Source organism: Sphingomonas sp. Leaf343 (genome assembly GCF_001423765.1).
In the GTDB taxonomy this organism is placed as follows: domain Bacteria; phylum Pseudomonadota; class Alphaproteobacteria; order Sphingomonadales; family Sphingomonadaceae; genus Sphingomonas.
The window spans coordinates 49,834-67,084 of sequence record NZ_LMPG01000011.1 but is presented as its reverse complement, the minus strand read 5'-3'; the positions used below and the strand labels follow the sequence as shown (position 1 = coordinate 67,084).

General features: G+C 62.1%; 16 protein-coding genes and 1 pseudogene. 7 read left to right on the top strand and 10 right to left on the bottom strand.

Annotation, left to right across the window (positions count from 1 at the left end; translation table 11 throughout):
* Positions 1-36: 36 nt before the first annotated feature.
* From ASG07_RS07840 to ASG07_RS16905, 3 genes are read left to right on the top strand one after another with little or no spacing between them, the layout of a single operon-like run.
* A complete protein-coding gene (locus tag ASG07_RS07840; protein ID WP_055844153.1) occupies positions 37-423 on the top strand; it encodes a hypothetical protein in 387 nt (128 codons plus the stop codon).
* Positions 424-434: 11 nt separating this feature from the next.
* Positions 435-665: a hypothetical protein gene (locus ASG07_RS07835; protein WP_055844151.1), complete on the top strand. Its 231-nt coding sequence runs from the start codon at positions 435-437 to the stop codon at positions 663-665.
* Positions 662-1,186 (top strand): DUF3164 family protein, encoded by a 525-nt coding sequence (locus ASG07_RS16905; RefSeq protein WP_082474652.1) that lies wholly within the window; start codon positions 662-664, stop codon positions 1,184-1,186. Before ASG07_RS07835 ends, ASG07_RS16905 begins: the two co-directional genes overlap by 4 nt.
* A 17-nt stretch (positions 1,187-1,203) precedes the next feature.
* Here ASG07_RS16905 and ASG07_RS18125 read toward each other — a convergent pair.
* From ASG07_RS18125 to ASG07_RS17830, 6 genes and pseudogenes are all read right to left on the bottom strand, one after another.
* Positions 1,204-2,385, bottom strand: a pseudogene (locus tag ASG07_RS18125) (phage major capsid protein); the annotation flags it as partial.
* 161 nt (positions 2,386-2,546) lie between these two features.
* On the bottom strand, positions 2,547-2,768 hold the full coding sequence (locus ASG07_RS07825; RefSeq protein ID WP_055844147.1) for a hypothetical protein: 222 nt from the start codon (positions 2,766-2,768) through the stop codon (positions 2,547-2,549).
* Between the two features lie 227 nt (positions 2,769-2,995).
* Positions 2,996-3,652, bottom strand: a complete 657-nt coding sequence (locus ASG07_RS07820; protein ID WP_055844145.1) for a hypothetical protein — start codon at positions 3,650-3,652, stop codon at positions 2,996-2,998.
* The gene (locus ASG07_RS18120; RefSeq protein WP_443024597.1) at positions 3,649-3,747 is read right to left on the bottom strand and encodes a hypothetical protein; all 99 of its coding nucleotides are present in this window, start codon (positions 3,745-3,747) and stop codon (positions 3,649-3,651) included. The genes ASG07_RS07820 and ASG07_RS18120 overlap by 4 nt, the downstream gene beginning before the upstream one ends.
* Before the next feature lie 40 nt (positions 3,748-3,787).
* Positions 3,788-3,970 (bottom strand): hypothetical protein, encoded by a 183-nt coding sequence (locus ASG07_RS17835; RefSeq protein ID WP_236694596.1) that lies wholly within the window; start codon positions 3,968-3,970, stop codon positions 3,788-3,790.
* Between the two features lie 128 nt (positions 3,971-4,098).
* A complete protein-coding gene (locus ASG07_RS17830) occupies positions 4,099-4,356 on the bottom strand; it encodes a hypothetical protein (RefSeq protein WP_055844141.1) in 258 nt (85 codons plus the stop codon).
* On the opposite strand from ASG07_RS17830, the gene ASG07_RS17825 reads away from it, so the two are divergent.
* Complete coding sequence (locus ASG07_RS17825; RefSeq protein ID WP_055844139.1) at positions 4,345-4,920, top strand: DNA adenine methylase; 576 nt, start codon at positions 4,345-4,347, stop codon at positions 4,918-4,920. The genes ASG07_RS17830 and ASG07_RS17825 overlap by 12 nt on opposite strands.
* A gap of 263 nt (positions 4,921-5,183) precedes the next feature.
* Positions 5,184-6,008 (top strand): TIR domain-containing protein, encoded by an 825-nt coding sequence (locus ASG07_RS07800; RefSeq protein WP_082474646.1) that lies wholly within the window; start codon positions 5,184-5,186, stop codon positions 6,006-6,008.
* A 141-nt stretch (positions 6,009-6,149) separates the two neighbouring features.
* On the opposite strand, the gene ASG07_RS07795 is transcribed toward ASG07_RS07800, so the two are convergent.
* On the bottom strand, positions 6,150-7,025 hold the full coding sequence (locus tag ASG07_RS07795) for a hypothetical protein (protein WP_156361791.1): 876 nt from the start codon (positions 7,023-7,025) through the stop codon (positions 6,150-6,152).
* A 44-nt stretch (positions 7,026-7,069) separates the two neighbouring features.
* Between ASG07_RS07795 and ASG07_RS07790 the strand changes: the two genes are divergently transcribed.
* Entirely contained in the window at positions 7,070-8,296 is a 1,227-nt protein-coding gene (locus tag ASG07_RS07790) for a tyrosine-type recombinase/integrase (protein WP_055844133.1), read from the top strand.
* A gap of 57 nt (positions 8,297-8,353) precedes the next feature.
* The gene (locus ASG07_RS07785) at positions 8,354-8,629 is read left to right on the top strand and encodes a hypothetical protein (RefSeq protein ID WP_055844131.1); all 276 of its coding nucleotides are present in this window, start codon (positions 8,354-8,356) and stop codon (positions 8,627-8,629) included.
* Between the two features lie 227 nt (positions 8,630-8,856).
* Here ASG07_RS07785 and ASG07_RS07780 read toward each other — a convergent pair whose 3' ends face one another.
* The 3 genes from ASG07_RS07780 to ASG07_RS07770 all read right to left on the bottom strand — a co-directional run bounded on the left by ASG07_RS07780 (position 8,857) and on the right by ASG07_RS07770 (position 16,308).
* Positions 8,857-9,582: a hypothetical protein gene (locus ASG07_RS07780; RefSeq protein ID WP_055844128.1), complete on the bottom strand. Its 726-nt coding sequence runs from the start codon at positions 9,580-9,582 to the stop codon at positions 8,857-8,859.
* A 1,145-nt stretch (positions 9,583-10,727) separates the two neighbouring features.
* Positions 10,728-13,946 (bottom strand): TonB-dependent receptor domain-containing protein, encoded by a 3,219-nt coding sequence (locus tag ASG07_RS07775; RefSeq protein WP_055844126.1) that lies wholly within the window; start codon positions 13,944-13,946, stop codon positions 10,728-10,730.
* 73 nt (positions 13,947-14,019) lie between these two features.
* Positions 14,020-16,308 carry an autotransporter outer membrane beta-barrel domain-containing protein gene (locus ASG07_RS07770; RefSeq protein ID WP_168377322.1) on the bottom strand — a complete coding sequence of 763 codons (2,289 nt, stop codon included), beginning with the start codon at positions 16,306-16,308 and terminating at the stop codon, positions 14,020-14,022.
* Positions 16,309-17,251 lie beyond the last annotated feature (943 nt).

Below are 17,251 nucleotides of genomic sequence, written 5' to 3'. Positions count from 1 at the left end.
GGTTCAGGCTATGTTCTCCCCTTGGGGGATAACGCCATGAACATCATGCAGGGAGTGCTGAGGCCGAACGCACCGCCGCGCCGGGTAGAAGCCTTGGCCTACATCATTCAGCGGCTGCGGCGGGGCGCGAGCCCGAGCTACGACGAAATCGGTCGCAACATGAACCCACCCGTGGGTGGTGGTCGCGCGCGACAGTATGTCGATCAGCTGGTCAAGCTGCGCGTGATTGGCCGCGACGTGGGTTCGCACCGCGGTATTGTCATTCTGGACCTGGCCGCGTGCCTGGCGTTGATCGACAAGGCGTTGGGGCAGGGTGGATGGGCGCACGCCGCCCCCCTGGCCCCGCTTATGCCGCCCGACCCCTGCAGCTTTCTGCAGCTGCCAATCCTGCCGCTGATCGAGCTACCTCCCGATCTACAATGAGCGGGGTTCCAATGGCGGTCGACACGAAGAGCATGCGGGAATTGATCGACGCGGCTCCCGGCGATCGTATGGCCATGGACAAGCGTCACCTGCATGCCCTCATCGATGCAGCACCCGGCGATCGCGTCGCCGTAGAGAAGGATCAGCTCCGCTCCCTGCTCGGCGCGGTCGATCTCGGCCAGGTAGCCGACCAGCTGGCGGGGATGAGCCGCCAAGTTCTTGCACTGGCGATCGCGGCATGAGCGACAAGCCGCATCCGGCCGCGATTGACGTCGCCGGCGCATGGTACCTGCGAGATGCCAAGGGCAGCCTCGTCCCGATCGCGGCCGTAAAGCCGATGGATCTGCTGATCGACGAGCTGGTGCGCACCCGGCTGGTCAAGGCGCGCGCGCTTTCGGCGCAGATTGCAGCGTTCAAGCAGGAGAGCTTCGACGAAGTCTTTCAGCTGCAGGCGCTTCTGGCGCAGGAGTATGACGCGACGATCGGCGGCAAGAAGGGCAACATCACACTGCCGGCATATGACGGCTGCGAGAAGGTTCAGCTTGCCGTGGCGGACCAGCTGGACTTCGGCCCCGAGCTGCAGGTCGCGAAGAGCCTGATCGACCTATGCCTGCGGGAGTGGTCGGCCGACAGCCGCGTCGAGATCCGCGCGCTGGTCGACCGGGTGTTCGCGGTCGACAAGGAAGGCCAGATCAGTTCCACCGGGTTGTTCATGCTGCTCCGCGTCGAGAGCTGGCGCGACAGCGCGATGATGCGGCCATAGGTGAGCAGGGCGTAGCTGACCTTCCCATCCGATGCCGTGCCGTAACGGAACTCGCCCGCTTCGTTGACCTTGAGGAGGTCGGGCATCGCCGACATCTGCACGACGTCGATCGCCTTGAAGTTGGGCGCGTTCGGCGCGCGGCGGGCCCAGAGGCGATAGGTCGGCTGATGTTCGGCATACGCGGCGCGCAAGCGGCGGTTCATCGCGTTCGACATCAGCGCCGGGAAGTCCGACGTGGTGTGGAGCGCGCGTTCGGCGATCTCATTCGGCACCATGCCGCGCGTCGAGACGCCGGACGAACCGAGCAGCTCTTCGGCCATCCGGAGCATGCCCATGCCGCGGAACTGGCGGGCGTCCGGGCTGATCTCGCCACCGGCCATGCGGTGGAAGACGGCATCGGACATGGCTCGGGAGAGCGTCACGCCGGTGCCGACCGTTGCCGAGACGCGGTTGATCGTCGGTGCGCTGCTGTCGCGCTCGGCGAACCGGCGGCCGATGTTCGCCATCAACGCATCGCGCGTGAAGGGCGTCGCCTCATGCTCGCCGATCAGCTCGAAGGTGGCGTCGGTGTCGAGGCCGGCGTTGGTGGCGGCGCGGCGAATGTCGGCGATCGCGATCGAACCCGTGCGCTGCTGCTGCGGTGCCTGGTCAATCGTGGTCTGACCGGCCGGGGTTTCGGTACGGGTCGTCGTGTCGGCCGACGTATTGGCGGCCTGGTCCTCGGGGTCCATTCTGGTCTCCTGGGTGGATGCCGGCAATGCTCGGCGGAAGATGCAGGGGTTGCCGCCCTGCGCGGATTCGAGGCTTCGGGTCTGCGCGCCGGCGTCGAACGGCATCGTCACGAAGCTGATTTCGTAGGGCTCCCAGTCGATCGCACGGTAGATCGGCCGTTCGCCCTCGCGCTCGGTCACCTCGTATTCGTGCACGCGGTAGCCGACCGACACGTTCCGGATGACCTTGTCGCGGATGTCCTGGATGATCGGTGCGACTTCCTCGCGGCGCGAGAACCGCAGCGTGGCTGTGCCCTCGCCGTTCGCCAGTCGTGCCGAACCATCCACCACCACGCCGAGCTGCGAAGAGAGATCGTAGCTGCGATGGGAATTCAGGACCGGCCCGCCGCTGTTGATCCGGTCGAGCCGGACATGCTTGGGGTCGGTCGAGAGTTCTTCCTCGATCAGTTCCCAGCGACGCCAGTCCATCCGGGTGCCACGTGCGCCAGTGGTCCAGACCACTTCCACGGTGTTATCTGCCTCGTTGAACGTGTCGGCGCGGATCGTCAGTTCGCGGGTGACGATCGGCAGCGCGCGCGTCTCATCGGCCGCGGGGGCGGTGTTCTCGGGGTCCATCGGTCTCTCCGGTGTCAGGCCGCGGCGTCAGCGCCGGCGGTGTCGTTGTCGGCCTTCGCCTGATCGCTCTTGGCGGGCGTGGCCGTGTTCAGCGCCTTGCGGGGGTCGCCGTCGAACATCACTCCGGCGCCCAGCGCCGCCTCTGCGTTCGCGAGGTCCTCCGCAAATTGAGCGAGGAACTCGAGATAGTCGTACCCGCGCTCCTCGACGAGCTGAGACAGCGTCACCTTGCCCATTCGCAGGTTCGCCAGATCAGCCTGGGCATCCTTGTACGGATCGACCGAAATGAAACCCGGAGGTGTCCACCGCCAGCGGGCGGGCCTTGGGTGCGGCCATTGCCACCTCCGGATCTGGACATGCTTACGACTTCCTCCGCGGCGCACCGCGGGGAAGCTATGAAGGGCGCGCAAGGGTCAAAGCCCCAGATCGTCTTTCCCTGAAGCCGCTTGAGCGGCGGTGGCCGTCAGGCCGCTTGTTGTTCGTCGAGGTATGGCGATAGCCGCCAACCCTCAATTTTCCATGTACGATTGCCGAACTGCACGAAGGCGTGCGGCCCGACGATCGACTTCACGATGCCAGGAATACCGACCAGTGCCGGCATCTTCTCGACGGCGACCTCATCGTCGACGCCGATGATCAGGGGCTTGGCGCGCTGCTCTGCGCGACGTGCCTGCTCCAGCTCCATCAGGGCTCGCCGGCGAGCGGTCTCCGACTTGATCGCATCGATACGGATCCGCTCGGCTTCCTCCCTGCTTTCGGCATCGCGCATGGCCTGCATGATGGCAGCGGCACGTGCTTCCTCCTCGCGGAGCCCGGCCACCTCTGCATCCCCGACGAGCGGAATGCGGCCCCCATAGCGGAAGATCGAGAACCCCGGGTGTGGGCTGATCGACAGCTGCGTGACGTCCGCCAGCATCGGCAGGTCGCGCTCGCGGGCGAAGACGAACGTAGGCAGGATCGGCACATCAAGCTCGGATCGCTGCTCATGGCGTGTGCCCGGCCGGGTGACCTTCCGGATGGTACGCGCGGGCGTCCAGACGACGAAACCCGCTGCGCTCAGCGAGCGCATAAGCGGCAACGTCTTGCTGCCGTCCGTCCGGAGGATGCACCAGCGGCTCACGCCGAAGCGATGTCCAACGAGATGCCGCGCCAGCCAGCGTCCGGCGCCGGCCGATCGTAGTAGCGCATGTAGCTGCGCGTCCCGATGACGCGCATGGAATCTCGGATGGCCTTCATGGCGCTCTGCCAGCGCTCGTCAAGGATCGACGCAAGGGTTCTTCGACGCCTTCGACGCCGTCCAGGCGTCCACCGCCAAGGCGATCGCGACGATCGACAATGCCGCGCCGATCGCCGGATCGGTCGAAAGCCCGTTCGCTAGGGCGACGGCCGACAGCGCCGCGCGGACCGCGGCCAACGTCCAGACCGGGAACGAGATCATGTCGGACGTGTCGAACACGCTGGCCGACGTCCGCGCGCTGCTGGCGCGCATGGCGGAGGCCGGCCGCGCGCTTCCCGCCGACACCTTCATCGGTGGCAGCCTGCGGAGCGCCGCCTGATGCCCGCCGCCTATGCCGATATCGCGGCCGCATCGCGCGATGCCGTGGTGGCGACGTGGTCCGACGCGGCGATCGCGGCGCGGTACCCGGGCGCGATCGACGGGACGGTGCAGCCGGCGGAAGGTTTTTTCGACAGCGTCGCCGATGCGCAGGCCGTCATCGATGCGCGGGCCCAGCTGATCGGCAGGGAGCGCCGGCGCTTCCTGTCGAGGTCATCAACGACCTGTCGGCCGACGTCGCCAATCTCTTCCGCGTCGTGCGCCGACACTATGAGCCGTTCGTCGACGAATTCCGCTGGCTGCCTGCCAGCCGATCGGAGTTCGAACGTCAGCGCGCTCTTGATCCGTCGGCGCTGACCGACATCGAGCGTGCCGTCCGCTTTTTGTACCTCCAGCGCCTGGCGTTCGGCGGACGGGTCGAGGGGCGCACCTTCGGCGTCCGGCGCGACCAGTCGTCGCGGATCCAGCTGCCGCGCCTCCGCGCGGAGCTGAAGGCGCTGCGCGATCGGCTGGCGCCGGTCACGATCGAGCAGCTGCCCTGGTCCGACTGCATCCGCCGCTACGATAGCCCGGGGGCGCTGTTCTACCTCGATCCGCCATACGACGAGACGGAGGGATACGGCGTCAGCTTCAGCCGCGCCGACTACGTAGCGATGGCCGAGCAGCTCGCCGGCATCCGCGGCCGCTTCATGATCTCGATCAACGCCACGCCATTCGTGCGGGAGACCTTCGCCCGCTTCGAGATCATGGAGATCGAGACGACCTGGACGCTTGCGTCGGCAACGGCCGGCGCGCAGCGCGTTACCGAACTCATCATCACCGGCGGTTCCTGAGCGGGTATCGGCTGCACGTTCTGCGGGTATCTCGCCATCCGAAACCCGCAGAAATACGTCGGCGCGGCGGATGGCATATCCGCCGCGCTAGTCAGTTTCGAGATGCAAAGGGCGAGGTGCTGGCTGGCTCATTGTGACGAGTGCATCTGCGGGGAATGGTGTCTCACCCAATCGCGAGCTAGCCTGCTGCTCTCAGACCAAGTGCAGAGGGGCTATAAGTGGCGAGAAAACCAACCACGGTAAATCGGCCGGAGCCCAAAGATATGACCGCTGCGGACCTGAAAGCAGGCATCATACGATTGGCGAAAAGGCTGGAGCAGGTTCGTGCATTTGCACCCGAGCGCATAAGCGAGCAGTTTGGTGACCCAGAAGTAGAGCGAATCCGGGTGTCAGTAGAAGAGGGACTGCAGCGAACCTTCGGCTTGGGCACACCCGACTATAATCGCTACCATGCTGCTTGTTCGTTCAACACCGGCCCGGTCTTAATGAATCGGCGGGCGAGCACCCAAGAGGTGCAGCAAGCCCTTCAAGGCGCAAAAGCTCGGTCGATCGCGCTGCTCGAGGAGGCTCTTACTTCCTTGAACGAGCGCCTAGAGGAAACGGGTACCGCGGGCGTTGCTGCAGAATCAGCTCCTGCTGATTTCGACCGGAAGGTGTTCGTAGTCCACGGCCACGATGGCGAGGCTCAACAAGCCGTCGCCCGCTTTATGGAGCGCCTTGGTTTTGAGGCGATCATCCTGCATGAGCGTGCAAGCCAAGGTCGTACCGTCATCGAGAAAATTGAGGCAGAGGCCGGTGTCGGCTTCGCCATCGTCCTGTTGACACCTGACGATGAAGGACGTGCCATGGGGGGCGACCTACAGCCGCGTGCGCGTCAGAACGTCATGTTGGAGCTCGGCTATTTCATCGGCCGACTTGGGCGGAACCGCGTTTGCGCTCTAAAGCGCGGTGACTTGGAAATACCAAGCGATTTTGCCGGTGTTGTTTGGGAGCAAATGGATGACGGCAACGGATGGAAACAGAGCCTCGGGAAGGAGCTCGAAGCGGCCGGCTACGCAGTCGATTGGAATAAAGTCATGCGCCCTTAGCGTTGCAGCTGAATGGTTTAGCGCCGGCCGTCCGCTGGATAGCTGCTTGCCTCCGAATAACGCGGGCGGTCGACGGCGGTATAAGGCCGTCAAGTTTTCGCCAAGGTGCGCAGTCGCGGCTACCATCTCAGCCGCGGTGAACTAGTCTGCGTTTGCCGCGCATGTTTCGCGATCAAGAAGCGCTATGTCATAGCCAGTCTCAAGATAATCCGGCGCGAGCCGAGCTCCGAGACCGTCTAGGATCGTGCGTGCAACTGCATAGGTCGACAGGGAGTCACGGTCCATGGTCATCAAACCATTGTAGTACGTCCCAAAGGTCGCGAAGACATTGTCGAAGTGGTCGTTGACCGCCTTGTCACGCCGCCTGCGTGTGCCGCCTCGGGCTAATAAGCTGATTAGCTGCACCAGATGACATAATGAATATCGCCATATAAAACTATTGTATCGATGCGGAGGCTTTGACAACCGAACGCCATCCGAGAGCTGCTGCGCCAAGGTGGTCGCCAACGCAGTTGCGCCTCCCAAAATTAGAGCTTTGAAACGGTAGGACGTCGGCAATCCTGCGGCTAATTGGCGCAGGTCATCCGGATCGAACTCCGAACGAATGCCACGCAATGCTTCGGATTGATCGTCGATAACCTCACTCATGACCGACGCGCGTTCCAGCGCCCAGGCGTGACGCTCCTGGATTTGGCCTTGGATCTCGGCATCCCCGGCCATCGCGATCCGTAGGAGTTTGCAGTAGATCGGAAACCCTTTGGTCATCTTCCGATCGATAAACCTGTTTGCAACCCCCGGCGCGCGTGCGTCGACTTTCCGCAACTTTCTGTTGCCTTGAAGCACGATGATCTGAGTCGGGAAATCGATAATAACAGAGTGATTCGCATAAATCGCGTCTAGCGATTTCGGTTTAAACATCTCTGTGAGAGTGTGTTCAGGCAAGACTGCTTTATTGACAGCACTGGCCGCCAAAAACCGCCGCAGCTCCGAGCTTTCGAGTCTGTTGGTATCAATCACGACTCGCATACCCGTCCCCAGATAAATAAAGTGGAGCGTCGTTTATGCTGACCAACGCCGCGGTGAAAGCCGCGCGGCCGCGCGTGGCCGCTTACAAGCTCGCCGACCAAGGCGGCTTGCATCTCTACGTCGCGCCGACGGCACTGAAGTCGTGGCGTTTGCGTTTTCGCATCGACGGCCGCGAGCAGTTGCTGACGGTCGGCAGCTGGCCGGAGATATCGCTCGATGCCGCCCGGGCTCGGTGTGCTCAGGCGCGCGAGCAGCTCGGCCGCGGCGAAGATCCGCGCCAGGCGCGAGGCGAAATCGACGCGAAAGTTCTTGCTTTCGAGTATGTATCCCGCCGCTGGCACGCGCATATGCTGCCGCGCTGGACAGCCGTTCACGCGGCCGACGTGCTCGCCAGCCTTGAGCGAGATGTCTTCCCGGCGATCGGCGCGATGCCGATCGGCGCCATCACGACGCCGGTGGTGCTGAACGCCCTGCGTTCAGTGGAGGAGCGCGGCAGGCTGGAGACAGCCCGGCGGGTCCGGCAGCGGATCTCGGCCGTATTCACCTTCGCGATCGCCGAAGGCATTGCCGACCATGATCCCGCAGCGATCGTCGCCCGCGCGCTGACGCCGCCGGCGCCGGCACGGCATCAGCCGGCGCTCCTCGATGTCGCCGGCGCGCGCGAGCTGCTCGCCGCGGCCGATCGCGTCGACGCGTCGGCATCGATCAAGCTCGCGTCGCGGTTCCTCGCGCTGACGGCCGTGCGCCTGGCGGCGGTTCGCGGCGCGCGCTGGTCGGAGATCGAGGATCTGGACGGCTCAGCGCCGGTGTGGCGCGTGCCGGCCAGCCGCATGAAGCTGAAGGTGGCGAAGAAGGCCGACGAGAAGAACGACCACGTCGTGCCGCTCGCGCCCGCCGCGGTGGAGCTGCTGCGCGCAGCGCGCGCGATTATGCATTCTGGGGATGCAAATATGCATTGGGAGGATGCGAACTTGCATGATCCGCTGATCTTCCCCGGCCGCGATGGCGGCCGGCCGATCGGCGAGGCGGCGATCGGCGCGTTGTACGATCGCGCGGGCTTCGCCGGCCGGCATGTTCCGCACGGCTGGCGGGCGACGTTCTCGACGGTGATGAACGAGCGCGGGGACTTTGACGGCGATCTAATTGAGCGAGCGCTGGCGCACGCGGCAAAAGACAAGGTCAAAGCGGCATACGATCGGAGCGAGCACCAGGTGCGGCTTCGTCGCCTATTCGATGCATGGGCGGCGCACCTGAGCAACTGACTAGATCGGCTGAGTGATGCTACTTGCGTTATCCCGGATTCGGCCGGGACTTTTTGCGTGAGCGTGATCAGGATGGACAAGCCGAACGAACCTCCACCCTCAGATATCCTGTACATTATCGACGGTGAGCGGCTCGGACAGCTCGAGCAGGTCGCGGCGGGCTTAGACACGCTGCTCAAGACGGCGTCAGAAAAGCCGGATGCGTGGGCGCCGGAAATTACATCCTGCTTCCAAGCAATGCGCGACCTGATGACGTCCGGCCTTGGCAGCCTTTACGTCTCTTACGACCCGCGCTGGTCAGCAGAAGATGACGCGTTCCGCGCGCCCGATTGACGACGTTTGCGCGCGCACGCCGCTGCTGTTGAAACGGCACGCTTCGTGCTCCTCCCCCCTAGGCAGCCCGGGGCGGCGCAAGCCGCCACGTTCCGACAGCCGAGACTTGGCTGTCGGGTGAATGTGCCGTGAGTGTTCGGCATGGGGGAGCAACAAACTGTCCGAGATCGCCTTAGCGATCTCGCTTCCTCATCATCTTAAACCCCTTAGGAGGGATACAGAGCGCTTCATGAACTCGCGCTCTCGATCTTGGCGCCGAGGGACGCGAGCACAGCGCCGAGCTCGCCAGAAGCCACACGGATGGGCGTGGAGCCGGCTGTCAGGAGTTTGGGAGGGGTGGCGCCGCTAGGAGGCTTATTCGCGAGCTTCTTCGCCAGCAGCTGCCGGAAGCGCTGCCACACGCCCCTGTGCTTGTTCTGCATGCGGCCGAAGCCGAACCAATAAGCATTCGACGTCTGCTTGCGTTGTGGCCCGGGCTGCCCCTTCTCTCCGACGCGGATGGTCCGCCGCACCCAGTCGAGGAAGCCGTGCTCGCGTAGCCGCGCAAGCGCTCCGACTACCGCGTTTTTGGATAGCCCAGTCCATTTCATGATCGTCAGCAGCTCTGGCTCGGATCGACCGGTCGCGAAGTCGAGAGCCCTGCGGACGATTGACCGAAGCACGCGTATTCCGTTCGCCTGGAGCGGCCCGCGCGCGCCATGCTTCTTGTGCACGACGTCGAACTCTTCGGCCGTCTGGATCAGCGCGTCGGCCCATGCGAGCCCCGCATGCCTCGATCCGTCCTCGATCTTGCGCCAGACCTTCGCGCGATCGTCGTCGACGTCGTAGCTGTCGCGGCGAACATGGGGGTCAGGGCCACGGCTCTTCTGAGTGAGCTTGGCGGTGAAGGCATTGGTCAGCTGACGTGCCTCGCGCGCGGTCTGCGCGGCGGAAGGCGTGGAATTTTGCGACATCTTGTCGGCTCCCGGATGGGAAGTCGAAGGGCGCACGAAGGCGCCGGCTGAATCGGTGTTTTCAGCCGCGCGCTTGCGTGATGGCGTTGGCGTGCGAAGCGCCTAGATGTCGGTGGTGAGCTTCGGCGCGACTTCGGCGTTCGCCGAGATCACGCACGGTTTTTCGCTGGTTTCAGCGAGGTCAACGGAGGCGGTGGAGGCTTGAAAACCGCGGAAATCCGCGCTGTCGCCTTCGTTGACATCGCAGGGGTCGCAAGTTCAATCCTTGCCACGCCCACCATTCAAAAAAGCCTCGGTATCCTTTTGGATCCCGGGGCTTTTTGCATTTGGTGCTCATGAGACGGAGCCCCGGTACCAGCCTTTCCCGCCGCTCTTGCAGCAACTTTGAAGCAAGGGGTTCGAGGTGGCGACGACATCGAACCGACCTACCCGCCGATCCGCACGGGTTTGTCGGCAGGGGTATCCCGCACAAAGCTGGATGTTGGTCACGAAGCCGGATGCGAAGGCGTGGAGCAAGCCGGGATATAGCGAAACGTAGCGCTGACATCGGGTCGGGAGCTAGAGGGCATGACGTTGGCGATGGTGATCCTGCGCTACTGCCGGTCCGATGGACACGACGTTGACCGGCTGGCGGCGCGGCATGAGAACAGGTCGATGATGAACCCGGCAGCCATCCTTCAATGGTCCAGACGTAGATGACGTCAGCGTCCATCTTTGGTTGGGCGTCTCGGCTGTGAGCACACATTCGTTGCGTTCACAACCTCCGGTCCCAGGACACCCTATCCTGGCGCCCACGGAATCGGCAGCAGCACGGTCGGCCGAATTTGAGCGGCGAAGAGCCTTCGGGTCAAGCCTCTGCCATCAGGTAGATCGACTGACTTCGCTAATATGGTCAAAGTAGGTCCGGGCAAGCCGTGACTGAGTGCCGGCCGGGAGGTTGAGCGCGACAGACGGCCCGGCGTAGCCCGGTTTCAGGGGCAGCCTCCCGAAAAGATATTCGGCACCGCGCACCGAATCTTGAAAGGATCTTCTGACAGGTTCCCTATCCAACAATATCGGTCAGGGAACCTGTCCTGCCCACCATTAAATTGGCCGGCGATCAAAACATGCCATCATATCCACGTGATAGTCTGAATATCTCTATATCAGAAATTGGCGTTGATACCGATGGTGATTCTTCGTCCGAATACATCGTACATCAGAGGCTGCGTATTATACCACCCGCCATGGTTGTTAACCATCAAATAGGGCGACGTATCCAGTATGTTATTAATGGTCAGGCGCATGCTAGCCGACTTGCTGACTTTCAATGTCGCGCCTACATCGAAGAAACTCGAAGACGGCAGGTGAGCTTCTTTCGGTGAAATGATGATGTCGTCTATGGTTGGCGGCGTGCTCAGGATCGGGTTGGACTGCAAACCCGCATATCGGACTGCACCTGTGTAGCGCCATAAGGCGTTCAGCGCCAAATTGCTCCATGGCAGCGCCCAGACTACCCGGACCGTATGACGCCACCGCGGGTTCGCCGCGGAGCCGCAGTTCTCTTTTCCACCATAGCCGAAATAGCCCGTGCAATCGAACGATGGCGTACCCGGCACCTTTTGTTGCTCATTCTTGAGTCGAAGGTTGCCGCTGAAGTTCAGGGCAATTTCACCAAGATTATGCTTCAAGAGATCGCTCGTTATCAAGCGGTAATCGGAGTTGAAGTCGATCCCCGAATTGATTTGAGAACCGAAGTTGGCTGGCGTGCCATCGGCATACGATCCAGGAGCATCGATCCGGCCGGATGTCGCATCCCGCTTATACCGGGTGCAGTAAAAGCTGATGCCCGCCTGACACTGTATAAAGGAGATGTACGGATCAACATAGCTGATAAACTGGGTAATCTTGTTGCGGTAATAATCCACATTGAAGACAAAGTTCGGGATTATCTTTGGGGTGATCGTCATTCCCACGGTTATAGAGGCGCCTTGCTCAGGCTTGAGATTTCTGTTCCCGCCGAAAAGGATGTTGCCCGGACAGAAGCCCGCCTCGTTGCAATCCGTACGATTGGTCAAGGCCGCATATTGCGGCGCGGATACGCCGAACGCGAGGCATTGGGCGGCAGTCAGGCGGCGGACGACCGGTCTTGTTCCGCCCGGTGGCGAACAAAGATCGAGTAATCGTGCAAACCCTTGTCCCGTATCGATGATGTTGGGGGACAGCGTCTGATAGGGATCGACGCGATAGGACGTGCTGTAACTGCCGCGAAGCGCGAATTGATCCGATACGCGATAATCTACGCCAGCGCGCCAATTGCTGCCGGTAGCGCCGCGGAAATCCATCCGGCGATAGGCGCCGCTGGCCTGCAAATATTGGATGAAGGGCACATCCTGGATGAGCGGGACGGCGATTTCTCCAGATACGTCGATTTCGCGGAAATCCGTGTCGATCGGCAAGCCGTACACCGCCCCGCTTGAAACCTGCGCAAATTGCGCATGTCGAGCTTCGACATTGACGGAGAAGCCCACCGGATTTTTGGCGAGTGGTGAGCGGATGCCATAAGCACCGAGAGCCCCGGAGATCGTCCCGTTGACGATCGCCTCGACGGTATGACCCTCAAACGACCCGGGATTTTGGGTAAGGTAATCAAATCCTGCTTCGTTCGGCCCGTTGGTGCTGAAGATATCGAGGGGCTGGCACGCTTTATCGTCGGCCAGATTGCGCTGGTTCAAACCGACATCGTCAGTCACCTCGGCGGGCACGGGCGTCAGGCAAACGACCTGACCGTTGATGGTACGTGCGCGCAGTCCGTTGGCCAGACGGCGTGCCGAGAAAAACGAGTTGAATACCGAGTGATCGGTCCGATCCGTCCGTATTATGTTGGTTTCGTATCGAATATCGTTCGTCAGCTTACCCTTGAGTTGGACCGTCATACGGCCCTCCTTCAGCGTAAAATCATAAACCCGGTCAACATCGCTTGGCCAATACGCCACGAAGCCGAACTTTCCGGAAGTATTGGGATCGCCGGCTTTCGTCCCGCAGAGGGAAGTCGCCTGTTGATTGCTAAGATAAGGATTGTCGCAATTGATGTCGACTTCGGTCGCATAGGCAGCATCAAAATTGCGGGTTCGGCTGCTCGTTGCAAAACGAGAGTGCGAGTAGGTCGCATTGATCTCGGTTTGCGTACCCTCCTCTATCATGTAGCGGCCATTGACGCCCCAATCGAAGCGTTTGTCCGACCGGTAAATGAAGTCCTGACTTTGGGTCAGGATGTCGTCGGTGTTGGTCGCGATGCGAAAGCGCTTGGATCCGTCGATCGCATTACTGAAATTGCCGCCGTCGGTCGGGCCGCCGGGTTGTTTCGGGTCCTTGGCGAGTATGCCAAATACTCCATACGGATTGTAGGTCCCTGGATTGACGCAGAAGCGCTGCGAGCGATCGTTGAATGTCCCGGGCAGTGCACTGTCCGACGGCCCGTTCGCCAGCGCGCACGCGGTGGTATCGAATTTGTTGCTGGCGAGGTCGGTTGTGATCCGATATCCGGCATGCGCCGTTATGTTGCCGCGATTGCCGTCGAAGTTAAATCCGGTCGATCCATTTACGAAACCTTGCGGACCGCCAATAAAGTTGCGCGGTGGAAGGTTCAGGCGGTTGGCGGCGATCAGGGATTGCATTTCGGTGCTGTCGTTTCGATGCTGGAAAAACGAGCCTTCGCCATCCAGGGTAATGCCTGTGTAATTCCGTTTGAGGATATAGTTGACGACGCCGCCGACCGCATCCGAGCCGTAGACGGCCGAGGCGCCGCCGGTCAGTACCTCCACCCGTTCCAGCATTGCGGCAGGAATGTTGTTGGTGTCATTCGTGGCACGCTGGCCATTCACCAGCACCAACGTGCGAGATGATCCGAGATTGCGGAGATTGATCGGGCTGCGACCGAACGACGCAGGATCGTTGTTGGTATTCCTCGTCTGGTTGCCCAGACCGGGTTGCACCGCAGGAAGCGAGTTCAATGCTTCTTCCAGATGCGCAAGGCCGCGACGTTGGAGCTCGCTACGCCCGACCGTCTGTACCGGCGCGCCGGTCCTGCCATAATTGCCCGCGATACGCGTACCGGTAACGACGATATCGTTCGCAGGCTCGCCGGTTTCGTTAACGCCCGAGTTCCGGGCCGCGGCACGCGCCGCCGATTGCGACGCCCGCACTTCGCGCCTCTGCCGACGCGCCTTCCGCCGATCGGCCGCGGCCTGTTTCCGCGCGGTGGCCTTGTCAGCCTTCATCGATGCGCTGGTGGCGCCGGCAGTCTGTGCAATAGCCGCCGTCGACGGAATCCCCGTCATGAATGCAATAGTCGCGACGCCAGCCGCGAGTTGAACCCGGTTCATATGCCCCCCCATGTGTTCAGATACTGATCGAGATGCCGCTGCCCGGATGCGGGTCTGATGCGCCGCTTTCGGATTACAGCGCGATGCGGATGCCCACCCGACCGCCGCCGCCGCTGTATCCCTTGCCGAAAACACCGTGCCCTTCGGCGAATGCGGTCATTCGCGTTTCGGAGGTCACGTTGATGCCAAGCGTTGCGCGGCCGTAATTGCCCGGTCGGTAGCTGGGCAACGTCACTTCGAGTTCGCCGCTGGCCAGTCGGGCTTGATCGTCGCCCGCAAATTCATGGATGGCTTCACCACCCGCATAGAAGACGAGTTCGCGTTCTCCCAGCGGCAGGCGTCCGCCTGCGCGTGCGCCCGCCGTTCCCCTGTTGCTGATCAGATCGTCGAATGCGATCTGGCCGAAAGACAGGTTCACGCGATCGACGGAGGTGACAGTGTAGGTAATCGATGCGCTCGGCTCGACGAAGAACGTGTCGTTGCCGAACCGAATGCCTCCCTCTGCGCGAACTCCATAGCTGTCCGCGCGAACCATCCCGTTGGTACCGACCTCGTCCAGTGCGTCGTCGATCGAGTGGCGCGCATAGCTGGCGGACGCGGTCAGAAAGACCGGTCCCGCCAGAAGGCTGGCGTACCCGCCCAAGCCGACGGCATCGATCTTGAGTTTATCCCGCGTGGCACGAAACCGGGCGGTGGATTGCAGATAACCTGCCGTGGCGCCGAAGATCATACCGGTTTCACCGGCGTCAGGTCCGGCGGTACCGATGCCTGCCTGAACTCCGATAATCGATTGACGCTGCGACAGGTCGACCCCGGTCATCGCAATGCGGTTGACCGTCGCCGAATAGCTCTCGTTGCGCGTGGTGCTGTCGCCAACGACCTGAAGCCACATGCCGGATCGTGGCTCCATTTCGCTCCAGCGTTGGTCACGCTGTTCGCGGAGATGCGCGGACACGGCGTCGCTGGCGCGGGTCGAAAGCGCCTGCACGTTCGTAGGGACCTTGATCTGACGCAGCACTGCTGCATCGGGCGCGGCATACAGGGCCCATGCAGTTTGCCGCGGATCGTACAGGAGGGCGTATTGCAGGCCGCCCATCGACATTGGCTGCGCCAGTTCGAACGTGCCGGTGCTGCCGCTGGGCACGAAGATCACTGGCAAACCGATCAGCAGCTTCGGAGCCCGATTGCCGAGCGGGTTCAAGATGACCTTGGTCGTTCCGGACACCACGAGCGGGTTTGCGCCCACGTCACCGGGAAGCTGGCCAAATCGGACCGTGTCGACAAACGCGCCATTGTCCTCGAATTGCAGGTCGAGGGCGATGCTGGCGTTGCCGCTGCCGATATACCGACCCAGGATCGGCGCCTGACCCTGACCGACCTCGACGATCGACCGCCCGAAGAACGCGATGTCGCCTGCGGTGCCTGAACGCAGGTCTATCAGGCCGGAATTCCGGAACACCTCCACGCCCGTGAAGACCGGATACTGTGTGAAATCCACGTCAGGTTGTACGCGAATGGTGCCGGTATTGACGAAGGTGTCGGTGCCCCTGTTCGGCGTGGCGCCGACAAATGTCTCGTTATCGTCGAAAGCGTTGAAGCCGGCTGTCGTGAAGGTGCCGTTGTTGGTGAAGGTATCGCCGTTCTCGGTGAGGCGGATGACGCCGGTCATGGTCCCGTTGTTGACGATGGTCGTCGCCCCACCCTGGACCCCAATGACCCGGTTTCCCCACCAGCCTTCCCGCGTGACGGCACCGTTGCTGGTCAGCGTCGATGCCTTCTCGGCGACGATCGCTATGGCCGTGTCGTCGATCGACGACACGGTCGCGGCCCGGTCGACGGTCACCATGACGATCCCGGCTTTCTCGGGGGCGCCGGTGACCGGAAACGTAATCAACTGCGTCGCGTCCGGACCCGTGACTTCGATGGTCGACGATAAAGCCGACAGGTCCAGAGCGATGCCGCTGGTCGCGACGATCCCGCCATCGACAAGGCCACCGTCCCGTGTCGTTCCGGCCACCGAAACGCTGACCCCGCCGCCATAGCTGGTGGCGCTTACTCCCGTGCTGACCGCGGCGACGGAAACCGATCCGAGGGACATGGTGATGTCCCCTCCCCGGCTCGTTGCCACGATTCCCGCAGCGTCTTTGCCGGACGTAGTTATCGCCCCCGCCGTCAGGGAGATGCTGGACGCCGCGTCGACAATCATGCCTGCCGAGCGATCACCACCCGTCAGGATCGAGCCGACCTGGATCGTGGCGCGTCGCCCTGCGACGACGCTGAGCGCAGGGGCATCGGCCCCGTCGGTGAACAGTTCGTCGATACCGATCGTGGCGTCCCTGCCGCTACGCACGTCGACCGACACGGCGCCATCACCGCTCGCTGCCACGCGGGCGGGGCCTGTTCTCGATAATGTGGTGTCTCCGCCGGAAGCTATCGATACGCCCGTCACCCCCGGGCTTGGCTCCACAGACACGCCATCTTCCAGAACGACCTGCCCATCGCCATCCTGTTCGAGGGTTATCCCGTCCGGATAAGGATTTCCGCTCTTCGTACAGGTCAGCGTAGATTCGGAGAGGACGCATTGTGCCATAGCATTGGCAGGTATAAAGCTACCGAGCAGCACGATGAGCGACGCGGATCCGGACCAAAGTGCCCTGTGATAACTGTTTCGACCATGTCGCCGCTTTATTGACGTTTGCATAGCTTCCCCCCTTGCACTGTTCGATCAGTATCCATCGCCTTTGCCAGTTATCGGGATCACCACTCCGCACCTTCGCAGAAGCGAATTTGCCAAAGCGATTACCGAAGACGACGTGACGTAAATACGGTATACGATACGGGGTATTGATATACCTGACATGCACAATGTCGAGAGCTTTTACTGGTAAAACTATGTTGATAGCGCGAACATGGTCTTAAGCTACTGATTGGCGGGTTTTCTTTTTTGGGTCTGGGCCGAAGCTGCTATGGTTGCCCTTCTCGACCGGAGGTTCACCTCACCCCGGCCGGCCCGAACGACGGCAGCAAAATCAAAGGTCGGTGGGCCACTTCTCCGATCCGGTTTTACCCGGACTCAGAATCCAGCGACGTTTGATGCGCGATCTGATCCAGTCTCCGTAAGGAAACCATAGAGGAGTGACCCGTACTGGCTGACGGGTGAGCAGAGGGCGCGTCGGCAGGCCCCGGGTCGACGGAAGACGAGTGTCGAGCGGCATCGCCTTCGTCAACCGCAACGGACTGCGACAACGTAATGCGTCCAGCGCTTAGCCCACAAAAGTCTTTCCTGAGCTGGTCGGGAGGGCTGC

What these genes read in the sequence shown, in the direction of transcription:
- ASG07_RS17835 (WP_236694596.1), bottom strand. Translation starts at nt 3,970, where the DNA reads ATGATCTCGTTCCCGGTCTGGACGTTGGCCGCGGTCCGCGCGGCGCTG.
- ASG07_RS07800 (WP_082474646.1), top strand. Translation starts at nt 5,184, where the DNA reads ATGACCGCTGCGGACCTGAAAGCAGGCATCATACGATTGGCGAAAAGG.
- ASG07_RS16905 (WP_082474652.1), top strand. Translation starts at nt 662, where the DNA reads ATGAGCGACAAGCCGCATCCGGCCGCGATTGACGTCGCCGGCGCATGG.
- ASG07_RS18120 (WP_443024597.1), bottom strand. Translation starts at nt 3,747, where the DNA reads ATGCGCGTCATCGGGACGCGCAGCTACATGCGCTACTACGATCGGCCG.
- ASG07_RS07780 (WP_055844128.1), bottom strand. Translation starts at nt 9,582, where the DNA reads ATGTCGCAAAATTCCACGCCTTCCGCCGCGCAGACCGCGCGCGAGGCA.
- ASG07_RS07840 (WP_055844153.1), top strand. Translation starts at nt 37, where the DNA reads ATGAACATCATGCAGGGAGTGCTGAGGCCGAACGCACCGCCGCGCCGG.
- ASG07_RS07835 (WP_055844151.1), top strand. Translation starts at nt 435, where the DNA reads ATGGCGGTCGACACGAAGAGCATGCGGGAATTGATCGACGCGGCTCCC.
- ASG07_RS07775 (WP_055844126.1), bottom strand. Translation starts at nt 13,946, where the DNA reads ATGAACCGGGTTCAACTCGCGGCTGGCGTCGCGACTATTGCATTCATG.
- ASG07_RS07825 (WP_055844147.1), bottom strand. Translation starts at nt 2,768, where the DNA reads ATGGGCAAGGTGACGCTGTCTCAGCTCGTCGAGGAGCGCGGGTACGAC.
- ASG07_RS07790 (WP_055844133.1), top strand. Translation starts at nt 7,070, where the DNA reads ATGCTGACCAACGCCGCGGTGAAAGCCGCGCGGCCGCGCGTGGCCGCT.